The organism is Winogradskyella sp. PE311, from assembly GCF_046545555.1.
In the GTDB taxonomy this organism is placed as follows: Bacteria; Bacteroidota; Bacteroidia; order Flavobacteriales; family Flavobacteriaceae; genus Winogradskyella.
The window spans coordinates 2064863-2081683 of sequence record NZ_JBHZTH010000001.1; the positions used below are offsets into that span (position 1 = coordinate 2064863).

Annotated in this window: 10 protein-coding genes; 3 read left to right on the forward strand and 7 right to left on the reverse strand. The window is 33.0% G+C overall.

Features of this window, described 5'->3' with window-relative positions:
- The 4 genes from ACFWU4_RS09010 to thrA form a co-directional block, all read right to left on the reverse strand.
- Complete coding sequence (locus tag ACFWU4_RS09010; RefSeq protein ID WP_411126979.1) at nucleotides 1-1089, reverse strand: T9SS type A sorting domain-containing protein; 1089 nt, start codon at nucleotides 1087-1089, stop codon at nucleotides 1-3.
- Between the two features lie 217 nt (nucleotides 1090-1306).
- Nucleotides 1307-2596 carry a threonine synthase gene (gene thrC, locus ACFWU4_RS09015; protein ID WP_411126981.1) on the reverse strand — a complete coding sequence of 430 codons (1290 nt, stop codon included), beginning with the start codon at nucleotides 2594-2596 and terminating at the stop codon, nucleotides 1307-1309.
- Nucleotides 2596-3519, reverse strand: coding sequence for a homoserine kinase (locus ACFWU4_RS09020; RefSeq protein ID WP_411126983.1), 924 nt, complete (start codon nucleotides 3517-3519; stop codon nucleotides 2596-2598). Before ACFWU4_RS09020 ends, thrC begins: the two co-directional genes overlap by 1 nt.
- A 3-nt stretch (nucleotides 3520-3522) precedes the next feature.
- Nucleotides 3523-5994, reverse strand: coding sequence for a bifunctional aspartate kinase/homoserine dehydrogenase I (gene thrA, locus ACFWU4_RS09025; RefSeq protein ID WP_411126985.1), 2472 nt, complete (start codon nucleotides 5992-5994; stop codon nucleotides 3523-3525).
- A 388-nt stretch (nucleotides 5995-6382) separates the two neighbouring features.
- Here thrA and ACFWU4_RS09030 point away from each other — a divergent pair, with 388 nt between their 5' ends.
- A complete protein-coding gene (locus ACFWU4_RS09030; RefSeq protein WP_411126987.1) occupies nucleotides 6383-7942 on the forward strand; it encodes an NAD(P)H-hydrate dehydratase in 1560 nt (519 codons plus the stop codon).
- 50 nt (nucleotides 7943-7992) lie between these two features.
- Here ACFWU4_RS09030 and ACFWU4_RS09035 read toward each other — a convergent pair whose 3' ends face one another.
- Nucleotides 7993-9351 (reverse strand): TlpA family protein disulfide reductase, encoded by a 1359-nt coding sequence (locus ACFWU4_RS09035; RefSeq protein WP_411126989.1) that lies wholly within the window; start codon nucleotides 9349-9351, stop codon nucleotides 7993-7995.
- Nucleotides 9352-9475: 124 nt separating this feature from the next.
- Between ACFWU4_RS09035 and hutH the strand changes: the two genes are divergently transcribed.
- On the forward strand, nucleotides 9476-11011 hold the full coding sequence (hutH, locus tag ACFWU4_RS09040) for a histidine ammonia-lyase (RefSeq protein WP_411126991.1): 1536 nt from the start codon (nucleotides 9476-9478) through the stop codon (nucleotides 11009-11011).
- 5 nt (nucleotides 11012-11016) lie between these two features.
- Here the strand turns inward: hutH and ACFWU4_RS09045 are convergent, their stop codons facing one another.
- Both ACFWU4_RS09045 and ACFWU4_RS09050 read right to left on the reverse strand, forming a co-directional pair.
- Complete coding sequence (locus tag ACFWU4_RS09045) at nucleotides 11017-11379, reverse strand: hypothetical protein (protein ID WP_411126993.1); 363 nt, start codon at nucleotides 11377-11379, stop codon at nucleotides 11017-11019.
- Nucleotides 11380-11462: 83 nt separating this feature from the next.
- Nucleotides 11463-14018, reverse strand: coding sequence for an ATP-dependent Clp protease ATP-binding subunit (locus tag ACFWU4_RS09050; RefSeq protein WP_411126995.1), 2556 nt, complete (start codon nucleotides 14016-14018; stop codon nucleotides 11463-11465).
- A gap of 260 nt (nucleotides 14019-14278) precedes the next feature.
- Between ACFWU4_RS09050 and gyrA the strand changes: the two genes are divergently transcribed.
- A complete protein-coding gene (gene gyrA, locus ACFWU4_RS09055; RefSeq protein ID WP_411126997.1) occupies nucleotides 14279-16816 on the forward strand; it encodes a DNA gyrase subunit A in 2538 nt (845 codons plus the stop codon).
- Nucleotides 16817-16821: the final 5 nt, after the last annotated feature.

Sequence of the window (16821 nt, forward strand, 5' to 3'; positions counted from 1 at the left end):
TTAATCTATAATTAAACGTTTAATAAATTTCTTTTTGTTTAAGTTGTCTTCAACTTGTATAAGATATATTCCTTTTACTAAATCAGAAATAATTATTTGCTTTTTAGTAGAACTTTTAACTAATTGGCCTAAGGTTGTATAAATTTTTGTGACCGTATTGTCCTTATTAATGGTAATATTATTTTGAGCAGGATTTGGATAGAAATATAATGACGAAGAGCTAATGATTTGGGAGCTCAGCGTAGATAAATTTATACTATACAAACCCGAGGCATCAGGTGTATTTTCTTCTGCGGATACGTAATATTCATTTGTGTTTATTGCAATTATTCCTTCGATTTGGGCTGAATAATTTGAGGGGACACTAATGGCTGTTTTAGTTACTGTGCCATTAGAAAAAATACCCGAATTAAATCCACTTAATTCAATTAAAAATGAACCATTTAAATCGTAGCCAGTGAGCACTATATTGGTATTACTAGTATTAGTTGTAGCGCCAGAAATTAAGCCTTGTACATTTATTGTATCTATTGAATTAGCGCTATAAGTTCCTGGTGTCTTTGGTAATTGGTAAATATTAGTATCACCGTCTATCCAATTTTTTGAAAAGATATAGAGCGCATCATTATAATGGATAATACCTTCAGCATCAAAGTTTGTTGCAAATGGACTAGATGTAAAATCGGTTTGATTACTATATGAGAAATTAATGACATCAGCTGTAACTGAGGTATTTGCAAAATAGTCTGCAATTGTAATACGGTAAATTTTTAAGTCCAATCGATCTCCTTGATTATTTCCAAAATCTCCAATGTATATATATGTATCATCATGAGTGAGATCTTCCCAATCAATATTTGTAGCGTTAGTTAAAGTAACAGTCCTAGTTATATTACCTGTTGTTGTGTCAATTTCAAATAGTTGATTTGTGTTTGCAGAATCGTTATGTGTTATTAATGTGTTATTAAGATAGAGTAGACCTGAGGTCTCATTAATTGCAGCATCTAGGGGTGTTTCTAGGGTGAATTGTTGGGCATTAACTAAAATGACTGAGCATAGAACATTAAAAATAAAGTAGAGAGATTTCATTGCAATAAAACTTACAGTTGGGCCTAAAAGTAGTTATTATTTTATATTAAAAAATAAAAACTATTAATACAACCTTATTTAAGATGGAGCGATCTTAAGCAGTAAGATATAATAATTTATTGCAAAATTGTAATTGGTAAAAACAGTCAAATTAATAGCTTATCTATCGCAAGCACTCGCTTATTTGTGTTTTTAAAGAGATATTACTGAGGGTATTTTATTGTAATAAAAACCTCTTTAATTCCTCATAGGATTCTATAGCAATAGCTAATTTTTCTTTATCCATTACCGCTTCAATTTGGGGAGGAAGCGCAACAGTTGTTTCTATTACGTCTTCAACAACATCTAAAAATTTAGTTGGGTGAGCAGTTTCCACAAATACAACATGTGCATCATTATTTTGTAAGTAGGCTTTTGCACCTAAATAACCAACTGCTCCGTGAGGGTCTGCAATATAATTATGAACTTTGTATAATTCTAAAAGTGCAGCTTTTGTTTCGTCATCAGAATAGCTAAAAGATGATAGATTGGCTTTTAGTGTTTTAAAATTATTATCATGTAATTCTTGTATACGAATAAAGTTACTAGGATTACCAACATCCATCGCATTACTTATTGTTTGTACCGACCGCTTAGGCTCATAGCATTCCGTATTCATATAACTGACAACAGTATCGTTGGCATTATTAGCTGCGATAAATTGTTGTACTGGTAAACCTAATTTTTGTGCAACCATACCAGCACAGATATTCCCAAAATTTCCACTAGGAATGGAGAAAGCTATGTCTTTGTGTTTAGATTTTAATTGTTTGTATGCAAACAAGTAATAGAAGAGTTGTGGTAACCAACGTGCAATATTTATAGAATTTGCAGAAGTTAGTTGCATTTTGCTTGTCAGTTCTTTGTCCATAAAGGCACTTTTTACCATGTCTTGGCAATCGTCAAATACTCCATCAACTTCTAAAGCGGTGATATTTTGCCCTAAAGTTGTGAGTTGCTTTTCCTGGATGTCGCTAACTTTTCCACTAGGATAAAGGATAACCACATTCACACCTTTTACACCTAGGAATCCATTGGCAACGGCACCACCAGTGTCTCCAGAAGTAGCAACTAAAACTGTAACTTCATTAGTGTTATCTGTATTGAAATAACCTAAACACCTTGCCATAAAACGAGCTCCAACATCTTTAAATGCCATAGTCGGTCCATGAAATAACTCTAGTGTTGAAATATTTTTATTAATATTTACAACAGGAAAATCGAAGTTTAAAGTTTCTTCAACAATGGTTCTTAAAACAACTTCAGGAATTTCAGGAACTATGAATTGTTTAATCGCTTCAAAGGCAATTTCAGCATTAGATTTGTCTTCTATAGTTTCGAAAAAAGACGTATCTAAAGGGGTAATCGATTCTGGAAAATATAAGCCTTTATCTGGAGCAAGCCCACGGACAACAGCGTCAGCGAAACTTGTATTTGGTGCTTTTCTATTGAGGGAGTAATATTTCATTATAGTATTTTTATACCTTGAGTATTAATGTTAGAAACGTAAGTTTCGAATTCTATATCTGTTTTTGAGTAAATGTCTCCCATAGTTGATTGAACAGCCTTTGCAGTGACTTCACTTTTACTCAGTGCAAAAATTGATGGTCCAGAACCCGAAATAGCACAACCCAAAGCTCCAGTTTCCATTACAGCTGACTTAACAGCATCAAAATGTGGGATGAGTTGTTTTCTATACGGTTCTATAACTATGTCTATTAATGCTTCTTTAATTAGATTATAGTCTGATGTATGTAATGCATGTACCAAACTACCAACATTTGCCCATTGTGTAATGGCATTGTTTAATGGAATTTCTTTTGGTAAAAGAGCTCTAGACTCAGCGGTCTTAATTTCGATTTGTGGATGAATTAAAGTCGCATATAAATCAGATGGAGTAGGAAGCTCCAAAATCTGCAAAGGGCATGCACTTTTTACTAATGTAAAACCACCAAATATAGCTGGTGCCAAATTATCTGCATGTTCGCATTGACTTGCTAAAGCTTCACCTTTCATTGCATAATAGGTAAGCTTGGTTTTATCTAATGGTCTTCCTAGTAATTCGTTCATTCCATAAACACTTCCTGCTGCACTTGCAGAACTGCTTCCTATGCCGCTCCCAGGTTTTATGTTTTTGTAAATTTTAATCTCAAACCCGCAGTCTGGCTTTAAGTCATTATACATTGCTAAGGCCGATACTCCAGCTACATTTTTTTCGACTTCATATGGTAAGTCATAGCCTTCAATCTTCGTAATTTTGATGCCTTTTTCTTTTGTTTGTTTAATAACCATTTCATCTCCAATCGTATCTAAACAAAATCCAAGTACATCGAAACCGCAGGCCACATTCGCTACCGTTGCAGGTGAAAATATTCTAATTTCTTTCCCCATAATTTAGTTATTAGCGATTCTTATAATATCAGCAAATAAACCCGATGCTGTAACATCAGCTCCAGCTCCAGCACCTTTTATTATCATCGGTTGTTCAGGGTAACGTCGCGTATAAAACATTACAATATTATCTTTCCCTTTTAGGTTGTAAAATGGGTGACCTTCAGGTATTTCTTGTAATCCAACTTTTGCTTTCCCATTATTAAATTCAGCCACAAACTTTAATTGACAATTCTTTTCTTTTGCTGATTTATATAAGCCTTGATAATAAGCTTCATCTTCGGAAAGTGTCTTGTAAAAATCATCAACCGTGTCAGCTTTCATTGCATTTTCAGTTAAGAAATTATCGGTTTCTAAATCTGCTAATTCAATCTGGTGTCCACTTTCTCGTGCAAGTATTAAAACTTTGCGTGCTACATCGATTCCGCTTAAATCTATTCTAGGATCTGGTTCTGTATATCCTTCATCTTGAGCTTGTTTAACGACATCATAAAATGTGGTATCACTGTTAAAATTATTGAATATAAAATTAAGGCTTCCAGAGAGCACTGCTTGTATGGTATTTATTTTATCGCCAGAAGTGATTAAATGACTTAAAGTATCAATGACTGGCAAGCCAGCACCGACATTTGTTTCAAATAAGAATGAAGCATTATATTTTCTGGATAATGATTTTAGTTGGTTGTAATATTCAATATTACCAGAACACGCTATCTTATTACAAGCAACAACAGATATACTTTGCTTAAGATAGTCACCATATATATTTGAGACTGCTTCATTAGCTGTAATATCTACAAATACCGAATTTCTAAGATTTAGATTAGTCGCATGGTTTAAGAAACCACTTAAACTAGCTTTTTCTCCAGCATGTAATTGCTCTTTCCAGTTTTTTAGGTTAATACCATCATCATTTACCACCATAGTTCTAGAGTTAGACAAGCCTGCTACTCTTAAGCTAATTTTAAAGTGTTCTTTAACGTAAGCTTTCTGTTGTTTTATTTGTTCTAGAAGTCGCTCTCCAACATTACCAACTCCGGTAATAAATAAGTTAATTTGTTTAGTTTTTATTTCAAAGAATTGTTCATGTAAACTATTCAATGCTTTTTTAACATCATTTTTGTGGATAACTGCAGAGATATTGCGTTCAGATGCACCTTGCGCAATAGCTCTAATGTTAACGTTGTTTTTGCCAAGTGTACTAAACATTTTACCACTTATACCTTGATGACTTTTCATTTTATCGCCAACAACAGCTATTATTGATAAGTCATTTTCTATGACTATGGGATCAATTTTTTGAAGCGTAATTTCATATTCAAACACTGAGTCAATAGCTTCCTTGGCACGCTCTGCATCACTAGCAGAAATTCCGAAACAAATAGAGTGTTCTGAAGATGATTGTGTAATTAAAATAATGTTGATTTTCTCATGTGCTAGCGTTTCAAACAAACGTTTACTAAAGCCAGGCACACCAACCATACCATTACCTTGTAAGGTTAATAATGCAATATTATCTATATTACTGAGACCTTTAACTGGTGATCCATTAGCCGCAACTTCATGGGTTATAGTTGTACCAATTGCATCTGGATTCATTGTATTTTTTATTACAATTGGAATATGCTTTTTAAGTACAGGCATTACGGTAGGCGGATATAATACCTTTGCACCAAAATGAGATAATTCTACTGCTTCTTGGTAGGATAACTCCACAATTGGTTCTGCTTGTTTCACTAATTTTGGGTTAGTAGTAAACATACCACTAACATCTGTCCATATTTGTAATTCATTTGCATCTAAAGCAGCAGCAATAATTGCAGCTGTATAATCTGAGCCTCCACGACCTAAAGTCGTGATTTCTCCACTTACAGATTTTGAAACAAAACCTGGTAACAAGACTATAGATTTAGAATTTGATTTAAAAAATGACCGAATATTGTCATTTGTAACTTCAAAATTCACAATGGCATTATTAAAGTTAGAATTTGTAACAATAAGCTCTTGAGAATTTTTTAAAATCGCATCTAGTTGTCTCGACTTAAGCGTATGATATATAATAGTTGATGACAAAGCTTCACCAAAACTTAATAGTTTATCTTTAGTTTTAGGGGATAACTCATTTATTAAATAAATACCATCTAAAAGACTTCGAAGCTCATTCAGTTTTTCAGATATTAGATCATGTAACTCTTCATGATTTTTTTGAAGACTTTTATCATTCTGTGAATTTTCGAATAGTCCTTCAATCACTGTATTATGTCTGGACCAAATTTTATTATAAACCTGTTTATACTTTAGGTCTTTATTACAGGCTAAATGTGCTGCTTCTAATAATTTATCTGTTACACCACCAACTGCAGATACCACAACAGCTATATTATTCTGTTTAGATTGTTTTTCTAAAATAGAAATAACTTCATTTATATTTTCGGCTGAACCTACTGATGTTCCACCAAACTTAAGGATTTTCATGCTTTTAAAATTTAAGAGAAATAAAATGTCTGTATAGACAAAAAGGGACGGAGAGCATATTATAAATTACCCCAAAGGGTAATACGTGTTGAAATGATAAACATAGAAATAAACATACAAATTGTATGTGATATTGTATTAATTGTTATGTTCGATTTTTTATTCATTCCTCGTCAAATGTATTATTTTTACAACAATAAAAAAACTAATTTCTTAGTTTTAGGGAATTGGTAATAAAGGGCAAGTCTTTATATTAAAAATGAAATAAAACCACCTATTAATCTCTGGTTTTTAATTATTCACTAGACTTGAGTCAACTAAAATATATTATTTGTGTTATTGATTCGTAGTTAATTTAATAATACTTGTAAAAAACAAATATCAACACATGAAATTATTTTCGAAAGCACAAATTTACGAAGGGGATAAATTAACAACAGAACGTCAAAAGATTTCATCTACAGAACTAATGGAGCGTGCAGGAACTCAAATTTTTAATTGGATACATCAGCGCATGCAAGGAGCACAAGTGCCAATTCATGTGTTTTGTGGTATTGGGAATAATGGTGGAGACGGTTTAGTGTTATCAAGACATTTAATTACTCATGGTTATAATGTTATTACCTATATAGTAAATTGCAGTGATAAGCGCTCTAAAGATTTTTTAATCAATTATGATAGAGTTAAGAATGTGACTAAAGAGTGGCCGAAGATGTTAAGTTGTAGTGGTGATTATTCTGAAATTTTAATAGAAGAACGGGATATAATTGTTGATGCTGTTTTTGGTATAGGATTAAATCGTCCACCGAATGACTGGGTACAAGAATTATTTCAAAAATGGCGTGCATCTAAAGCTTTTACGTTAGCAGTAGATATTCCATCAGGCCTTTATACGGATAAGGCTGTAGAAGATGAAAATACTGTTGCATATGCTGGTTATACCTTAAGTTTTCAGTCGCCTAAGTTGGTTTTCTTTTTGCCAGAAACGGCTAAGTATACTATACAATGGGAAGTTTTAGACATTGGTATTGATAGAGACTATTTAATGCAGACTGAGACAGAAGTAGAGTTAATATCTAAGTTTGAAGTATTACCACTTTATAAACCAAGAGAAAAGTTTTCGCATAAAGGAGATTTTGGGCATGCAATGATTTTGGGAGGAAGCTATGGTAAAATAGGTGCAGTTAATTTAGCATGCAGAGGAGCATTTAGTTCAGGTGCTGGTCTGGTTACTGCATATGTACCTCAATGTGGTTATCATAGTTTACAGACTGCAATACCAGAAGCAATGGTAATTACAGATAGATCTGAGAAACAAATAGAGGATATAAATCATGGTATAGAGCCAACAGTAATAGCAATTGGAGTAGGACTTGGATCAACAAGTGAAACGGCTAAAACATTTGAAGCTTTCTTAAAAGAAAATAAAACACCTTTAGTTATTGATGCAGATGGATTAAATCTCCTTGCTAAAAACAAGGCCTTATTAAAACTATTACCAGAACAAACAATTTTGACACCACATCCGAAAGAGTTAGAAAGACTAATAGGGAAGTGGTCTGATGATTTTGATAAATTAGATAAAGTTAAAAAGTTTTCAAAAAAGTATAAAGTTATAGTGCTTATAAAAGGTGCACATTCCATAACTGTTTTTGATAGCAAGCTTTACATAAATACTACGGGAAACCCTGGAATGGCTACAGCAGGAAGTGGAGATGTGCTAACCGGAATAATTTCTGGTTTATTAGCGCAAGGATACTCTGCTTTGTCAGCAACCATTTTTGGTGTTTATCTTCATGGAAAATCAGCAGATATAGCTCTAGAAGATTACGGATATCAGAGTTTAATAGCTAGTCATATTGTTGAAACTATGGGAGAGGCTTACATAGATTTATTTAAGCAGCCAGAGCAACCGCAAGAAAATCATGAACAGAATGAAGCACAATAAAACAATAAAAAAGCCTTCATTTATGAAGGCTTTTTTATTGTTAGAAAATATTAAATTTTTAATTCGTTAAGCATATTTAACAATTTTGGATCTGATGGTCTAGGTGCATCTGCACTAACAATATTTCCACTAGGATCTATAAGAATAAATCGAGGTATACCCTCTATGGCATAATCCTTCACAAATTTAGAGTTCCAATCGTTGTCTGCCATTAGTTGCATTCCGCCAAGTTCTTTTGCTTTTACCATTTCTACCCATGTGTTATGGTCATTAGCTTTATCAATAGAAGTACTAACAAAAGCTATATTCTTGCCATGAAATTGTTTTTCGACTTCCTTTAGTGCTGGGATTTCTGCAATACATGGTCCACACCAAGTAGCCCATACATCTATATAAACATATTTACCTTTAAGATCACTTAAAGAGGTTGCTCCACCTTTATGGTTTTCGTACTCATTAAACTGTGGTGACGGCATCCCTTTTGCAAGTTTTCTAACTTTATGATATTTAAAGGTTAATTCATCTCTAAAATCCTCATCATTAGAAGTCATAGCTATGATACCTTCATAGTAAGCTTTGTTGTATTCGTTATTAGGCGCGATATAATATTTTAAGCTTTTTGCAAGATCTTCTTTGAGTTGAGGAAAAGCATTCTTATTAATTTCTTTAAACACCTCAGACGGGTTAGTACTATTACTAATCTTAGAAGTATAGTGATTTTGCACTATTCTCTTATAACTCTCAATAGATTCGTAATCATCCTTATTTTTTAAGTCTATATCCTCAAGAGTTTTTAGAAAATCCTCAGAAGGCTTAAAGTCTTGTTTTTTTGCATAATAGGAATGAGCAGGACCATAATTTTGTAAATTTGCTAAATAGTCATATTCAGTATTCTTCTGCTCTAATGCTCTAAATTCTTCAGTTATATTTTTAGCAGAACTTAGTAATTCTGTTTTTGAGCTTTTAACCTCGTTCATAAGGGCTAAAAATTCACCTTCTTCTTTAGAATAGACTTCTGCGAAGTCAAAATTGAGGTTTTCGTTTGCTAAATACTTTTTTGCTAAATAATTATTGTTTTCAGAACCATTACCATCGTAGTTTAGAGTTTCGTCAAATTCTTTTGCATTTAAACTTATTTTAAGATCGTAACCTGGTTCTAAATAAATTGAAGAATTTTCTCTATCGTGTATAAAACTATAATACCCCCTTTCAACTTTTAATGTATCAGAAAATGTACCATCTTCTTTCAAAGGAATTTCTTTTACTTTATCTCTGCCGTGATAAATAATCACCGTTTTATCCATAGGATTTTTAATTTCTCCAGATAAGGTTGTGTAATTGATCTTTGGTTCTTCTTTACAACCGAATGCTGTTGTAATTAGTAAGCAAATAATTAATAATCTTTTCATAAATAATTTTTATTAGTCATCAAAAATAAGCATAATGTGGTTAATTTCATTTCTAGACGAATTATTAACAATTCGTTGCCAAATCAAAAAATATCCTCAATTTTGATTTATAAAATATTTTTACATGAGCAATTACCATATCATATCCTCTAAGGCACTAGATGTTGTTTCTATTTACAATATTTTTAATGACAATAAGAAGCTTAAATTATCAGACGATTCTATTGATAATATAAAAAAATGTAAGATTTATCTAGATGAAAAGTTAGCAAAAAATGAGAAGCCAATGTATGGTATAAACACAGGTTTTGGCTCACTTTATAATGTAAAAATATCTCAAGAAGATCTTACAAAACTTCAAGAAAACCTTGTAATGTCTCATGCTTGTGGAACTGGTGATCGTGTACCAGAATCTATTGTAAAAGTTATGTTACTTTTAAAGATTCAGTCTCTAAGTTATGGGCATAGTGGTGTTCAGTTAGATACGGTTAATCGACTAATTGACTTTTTTAATAATGATATTTTCCCTTTTGTTTTTACTCAGGGTTCTTTAGGAGCTTCTGGTGATTTAGCGCCTTTAGCGCATTTAGCTTTACCTCTTTTAGGAAAAGGGCGTGTAGTTCATAACGGAGGGGATTATGAAGCATCAGAACTTTTAGATAAGTTTAATTGGCATCCAATAAAACTTGAAGCTAAAGAGGGCTTGGCTTTATTAAATGGGACTCAATTTATGAGTGCATATGGTGTTTACTTATTGTTAATGTCTCATAAAACATCTTATCTAGCGGATATTATAGCATCTATATCGTTAGACGCTTTCGATGGTCGTTTAGATCCTTTTCACGATTTGGTGCATGAGGTAAGGCCTCATCCAGGGCAAAGAAAGGTCGCCAAACGTTTTAATGAGTTATTAAAAGGTAGTGCGCTTATAAATAGAGAAAAAGAACATGTGCAAGATCCATATTCTTTTCGTTGTATTCCGCAAGTTCATGGTGCAACCAAGGATACTCTAGATTTTGTAGAGAAAGTGATTTTAACTGAAATTAATTCTGTTACAGATAATCCAAATATTTTTCATCAAGAAGATCTAATAATTTCAGGAGGAAATTTTCATGGTCAACCATTAGCCTTAGCTTTAGATTATTTAAAAATTGCCATGGCAGAAATTGGTAATATTTCTGAACGTCGAATTTTTCAATTGGTTTCTGGGTTAAGAGGTTTACCTGCATTTTTAGTTGATAATCCTGGTTTAAATTCAGGTTTTATGATACCGCAATATACTGCGGCTAGCATAGTTAGTGCTAATAAGCAATTAGCAACTCCTGCCAGTATAGACAGTATAGTCTCTAGTAATGGACAGGAAGATCATGTAAGTATGGGAGCGAATGCTGCTACTCAAGCCTATACTTTAATTAAAAATGTAGAACGCGTTATTGGGATAGAATTAATGAATGCTTCGCAAGCGTTAGAATTTAGAAGACCTCTGAAAACTTCGCCTTTGTTAGAGTCGTTTTTAGAACACTATAGAAAGGTTGTTCCTTTTATTAGAGAAGACGAAGTGTTACATCATAAAATAGAGGCATCTATACAATTTTTGAAGGATGTAGATATTGATGTAGAAGAGTTATTTCTTAATAATTATGGTGTTGAAAAGCACTAATTCATTTAAATAAGTGTTTTAACCCATTCAAAAGCTTCTTCCAATTCACTAAAAATTTCAAAAGGTTTGCTAAAAAACATCTGTTCTATTTGTGCATTTATTTTAGCCTTATAATCACTAGAAACAACAGCTAAACCCTTAAGGTTTTCAATTTTTGCAGTTTCATGATATATTTTTGGATCTACTGAATACGAATTTATTCTATGAGTTATGTAGACAAAAGGTTTATTGGAAAAATACGTTTCTGTGATTTGAATTAGCACATTATTATGCTCTGGAGTTAAATTAACTCCTTCTTTGACCACAACAACAAGATAATTGTCATAAATGGTCATGTCACAAAAATCGAACTTAAGGGATTCTTTCATTGTTACAAAATTGGTTAGGTATAGTCAAGATAAAAAAAAACTCCTTCATAAAGAAGGAGTTTTTCAGTTTATAGTAAAAATCTCTAGGATTCTGTTGTCTTACCTGATGATTTAATTTTAACTTTTAACTCATCAGTTTTAGAGTCTAAATCCATTGTTATTGTATCACCTTCGTGGATTTTTGCGTTTATTATTTCTTCAGCCAAAGCATCTTCTACATATTTTTGAATAGCTCTGTTTAATGGTCTTGCGCCATATTGTTTATCGAATCCTTTCTCTGCTATATAATCTTTAGCTTTATCTGTAAGCTTAAGTGTATAACCTAGACCTTTAATTCGATCTATAAGTTTTACAAGTTCGATATCAATGATCTTATTAATATCTTCTTTTTCTAAAGCGTTAAAAACAATAACATCATCAATTCTATTTAGAAATTCTGGTGCAAACGCTTTTTTAAGTGCATTTTCTATAACAGCTTTTGCATGGTCAGTTTCTTGCGCTTCCCTTGCAGAAGTCCCGAAACCAACGCCACTACCAAAATCCTTTAATTTACGAGCACCAATATTAGAAGTCATTATGATGATGGTATTTCTAAAATCAATTTTTCGTCCTAAGCTGTCGGTTAAATATCCATCATCTAAAACTTGTAAAAGCATGTTAAACACATCTGGATGCGCTTTTTCTATCTCATCTAATAGAACCACAGCATATGGTTTACGTCTAATTTTCTCTGTTAATTGACCACCTTCCTCATAGCCGACATAACCTGGAGGTGCACCAATTAAACGAGATATAGCGAATTTTTCCATGTATTCACTCATATCTATTCTTACTAAAGAGTCGTCACTTTCAAATAATTCACGTGCTAAAACTTTAGCTAACTGTGTTTTGCCGACACCTGTTTGTCCTAGAAATATAAATGACCCAATTGGCTTGTTAGGGTCTTTTAACCCAGCTCTATTTCTCTGAATAGCCTTTACCACTTTTGCAACTGCCTCATTTTGACCAATAACCTTACCTTTTATCAAATCTGGTAATTGGGCTAACTTGTTAATCTCAGTCTGGGCAATTTTATTAACAGGGATACCCGTCATCATTGAAACAACATCAGCAACATTCTCTTCGGTTACAACCTCTCTATGCAGCTTGGTATCTTCCTCCCATTTTTCTTGAGCAACAGCAAGTTCTTTTTCAAGTCGTTTTTCATCATCTCTTAATTTGGCAGCTTCTTCATATTTTTGCTTTTTAACAACACTGTTCTTAGTTTCTTTAACTTCTTCAAGTTTTTGTTCAAGTTCAAGGATTTGCTGCGGAACATCAATATTTGTAATATGAACGCGAGAACCAGCTTCATCTAAGGCATCAATAGCTTTGTCTGGAAGAAAGCGTTCCGTCATATAACGACTAGTTAGTTTTACACAAGCTTCAATGGCTTCATCTGTGTAATCTACATTGTGATGCTCTTCGTATTTGCCTTTTATGTTGTTTAGAATTTCAATCGTTTCATCGACAGTTGTAGGTTCAACAATAACCTTTTGAAAACGACGTTCTAAAGCACCATCTTTTTCGATATATTGTCGGTACTCATCTAAAGTCGTAGCACCAATACATTGAATTTCACCTCTTGCTAAAGCAGGCTTAAACATATTTGAAGCATCTAAGCTCCCTGTAGCACCACCGGCACCAACTATGGTATGAATTTCATCAATAAAAAGTATGATATCATCATTCTTTTCAAGTTCATTCATCACAGCTTTCATTCGTTCTTCAAACTGACCTCTATATTTTGTTCCTGCAACCAAACCTGCTAAATCTAAAGTAACTACGCGCTTATTAAACAAGTTTCGCGATACTTTACGTTTAACTATTCTTAGTGCTAGACCTTCAGCTATAGCGGATTTACCTACACCTGGCTCACCAATTAATAACGGGTTATTCTTCTTTCTTCTGCTTAATATTTGAGAAACGCGTTGTATTTCTTTTTCTCTTCCCACTACTGGGTCTAACTTTCCTTCTTCAGCAAGTATGGTTAAATCTCTTCCGAAATTATCTAAAACAGGTGTTTTAGATTTCTTATTGGTTTTGCCAGATTGGTTTCCACCAAATGGGTTTTGCTTTGCATCCTCTTCTCCTTCATTAAGATCATCGTCAGAGAATGATTCTGCTTTTGGACTATCTAAGTAATCATCTTCGCTAGTAATCATAGATTTAAATTGTTCTTTTACATTATCATAATCTACTTTTAACTTATTCAAAAGTTTTGTAGTAGGGTCATTTTCATTTCTTAAAATACATAATAAAAGGTGTGCGGTATTGATAGAAGTACTTTGAAAAAGTTTTGCTTCTAAGAATGTTGTTTTTAATGCACGCTCTGCTTGCCTCGTTAAATGAAGATTTTTCTTTTCATTTGAACTGGTCACAATATTAGGATTTGCAGGGCTTAAAATTTCGACTTTTCTTCTAAGGTGATTCAAATCTACTTCTAAAGCACCTAAAATATCAATAGCTTTGCCATCACCATCTCTAAGCAATCCAAGCATAAGATGTTCTGTGCCAATAAAATCATGGCCTAATCTTAAAGCTTCTTCTTTGCTGTAAGCGATTACATCTTTTACTCTTGGGGAAAAATTATCATCCATATTAAAATCCTTTCTTCATTAAAAATAATAAAAACATATGAGTCTTGTTCAAAAACCATACCTTTTTCTATAGTTAAAACGAATAGACTAAAAAACGATTATAATTCAAAGTAAATTTGCATTTACTTATTAACTAAAAAGATATTAAAAATTGTTAATAAAAACTCTCTAAAAGCAGCTTCTGTTACTCTGTAAAAATTGTTAAAATTCTTATATTAGCACGTTTTGAAAACCTACAAGAAAACTAATTAATTTTATTTATGGCAGAAGGAGAAAAACTCATTCCAATAAACATTGAAGATGAAATGAAATCGGCTTACATTGATTATTCAATGTCAGTCATTGTGTCACGTGCTTTACCAGACGTAAGAGATGGTTTAAAGCCAGTTCATAGACGTGTACTTTATGGTATGCATGAACTAGGTGTTAGATCGAGTAGTGCGCATAAGAAATCAGCAAGAATAGTCGGTGAAGTTTTAGGTAAGTATCATCCGCATGGTGATACATCTGTATATGATGCGATGGTGCGTATGGCTCAAGAATGGAGTTTACGTTATATGCTAGTAGATGGTCAAGGAAACTTTGGTTCTGTAGATGGTGATAGTCCGGCAGCAATGCGTTATACAGAAGCTCGTATGAGAAAGATATCTGAAGACATGTTGGCAGATATTGATAAAGAGACGGTAGATCATAAGTTAAATTTTGATGACACTTTAGAAGAGCCTACGGTTTTACCAACGCGTATCCCTGGACTTTTAGTAAATGGAGCTTCGGGAATTGCAGTGGGTATGGCTACAAATATGCCACCACATAATTTAACTGAAGTTGTAGATGGTACAATTGCTTATATCGAAAATAATGATATCGATATTGATGGTCTAATGCAATACATAAAAGCACCAGATTTTCCAACTGGTGGAACAATATATGGTTATGATGGTGTAAAAGAAGCTTTTCATACAGGTCGCGGACGAATTGTTATGCGTGGTAACGCCATTATTGAAGAAGTACAAGGTAGAGAATGTGTTATAGTTACCGAAATCCCTTACCAAGTCAATAAGGCAGACATGATTAAAAAGACTGCTGATTTAATTAACGATAAAAAACTTGAAGGAATTTCTAGTATTAGAGATGAATCTGATAGAAATGGAATGCGTATCGTATATGTTTTAAAGCGCGATGCCATTCCTAATATTGTATTAAATAAATTATATAAGTATACAGCATTACAATCGTCATTCAGCGTGAATAATATAGCGCTAGTTAATGGTCGCCCACAAATGCTTAATTTAAAGGAGTTAATTCATTATTTTGTTGAGCATAGACATGAAGTTGTCGTTAGACGCACAACCTATGAATTACGTAAAGCTGAAGAACGTGCTCATATTTTAGAAGGTTTAATTATTGCATCAGATAATATCGATGAAGTCATTAAAATTATCCGTGCATCGTCTAATACTGATGAGGCCCGTAATAATTTAATTGAGCGCTTTAAACTTTCAGAAATACAAGCGAAAGCCATTGTTGAAATGCGTTTACGTCAGCTTACTGGCTTAGAGCAGGATAAGTTACGTAATGAGTATGAAGAAATAATGAAAACTATTGTTGACCTTAAAGATATCTTAGACAAAAAAGTACGTCGTATGGATATTATTAAAGAAGAATTGGTAGTTGTAAGAGATAAATATGGCGATGAGCGTCGCTCAGTAATTGAATATGCTGGTGGTGATTTAAGTATCGAAGATATGATACCAGATGAGAAAGTTGTAATTACTATTTCTCATGCAGGTTATATTAAGCGTACGTCATTAACAGAATACAAAACACAAAATAGAGGTGGAGTTGGACAGAAAGCGTCGAAAACTCGAAATGAAGATTTCTTAGAGCATTTATTTGTTGGTACTAATCATCAATACATGCTATTCTTTACCCAAAAGGGAAAATGTTTTTGGATGCGAGTATATGAAATTCCAGAAGGAGCAAAAACTTCAAAAGGAAGAGCTATTCAGAATCTCATAAATATTGAGCAAGATGATAAGGTCATGGCTTTTATTTGTACTCAAGATCTAAAAGATGAAGATTACATTAATAACCATTATGTAATTATGGCCACTAAAAAAGGACAGGTTAAAAAGACATCATTAGAACAGTATTCTAGACCAAGATCTAACGGAATTAATGCTATTACAATTAAAGAAGATGATGTTTTGTTAGAGGCTAAATTAACAACAGGTGAAAGTCAAGTAATGTTAGCGCTTAAGTCTGGTAAAGCTATTCGTTTTGAAGAAGCGAAAACAAGACCAATGGGCCGCAACGCGTCGGGTGTTAGAGGTATTAGACTCCAAGATGAAAAAACAGACGAAGTAATTGGGATGATTGCAGTTGACGATATGGAAAGTAATATCTTAGTTGTTTCGGAGAATGGATACGGTAAGCGCTCTAGTTTAGATGATTATAGAATTACCAATAGAGGTGGAAAAGGTGTAAAAACTATTTCGATTACTGAAAAAACAGGTAATTTGGTATCTATAAAAAATGTTACTGATGATGATGATTTAATGATTATAAATAAATCAGGTATTGCAATCCGAATGGAAGTTGCAGATTTACGCGTTATGGGAAGAGCTACTCAAGGGGTGAAGCTGATTAACTTAAAAGGAAGTGATTCTATAGCTGCGGTGGCAAAAGTAATGAAGGATGATGAAGAAGATTCAGAAGATATTGATACTGAAAACACTGATAATCAGGAGTCTACTGATGATGGCACGGCTATTGATAATAATGAAACTGAAAACTAAAATTA

Coding starts and splice junctions, on each gene's coding strand:
- gyrA (WP_411126997.1), top strand. CDS start 14,279: ATGGCAGAAGGAGAAAAACTCATTCCAATAAACATTGAAGATGAAATG.
- ACFWU4_RS09010 (WP_411126979.1), bottom strand. CDS start 1,089: ATGAAATCTCTCTACTTTATTTTTAATGTTCTATGCTCAGTCATTTTA.
- ACFWU4_RS09045 (WP_411126993.1), bottom strand. CDS start 11,379: ATGAAAGAATCCCTTAAGTTCGATTTTTGTGACATGACCATTTATGAC.
- ACFWU4_RS09030 (WP_411126987.1), top strand. CDS start 6,383: ATGAAATTATTTTCGAAAGCACAAATTTACGAAGGGGATAAATTAACA.
- thrA (WP_411126985.1), bottom strand. CDS start 5,994: ATGAAAATCCTTAAGTTTGGTGGAACATCAGTAGGTTCAGCCGAAAAT.
- ACFWU4_RS09020 (WP_411126983.1), bottom strand. CDS start 3,519: ATGGGGAAAGAAATTAGAATATTTTCACCTGCAACGGTAGCGAATGTG.
- ACFWU4_RS09035 (WP_411126989.1), bottom strand. CDS start 9,351: ATGAAAAGATTATTAATTATTTGCTTACTAATTACAACAGCATTCGGT.
- hutH (WP_411126991.1), top strand. CDS start 9,476: ATGAGCAATTACCATATCATATCCTCTAAGGCACTAGATGTTGTTTCT.
- thrC (WP_411126981.1), bottom strand. CDS start 2,596: ATGAAATATTACTCCCTCAATAGAAAAGCACCAAATACAAGTTTCGCT.
- ACFWU4_RS09050 (WP_411126995.1), bottom strand. CDS start 14,018: ATGGATGATAATTTTTCCCCAAGAGTAAAAGATGTAATCGCTTACAGC.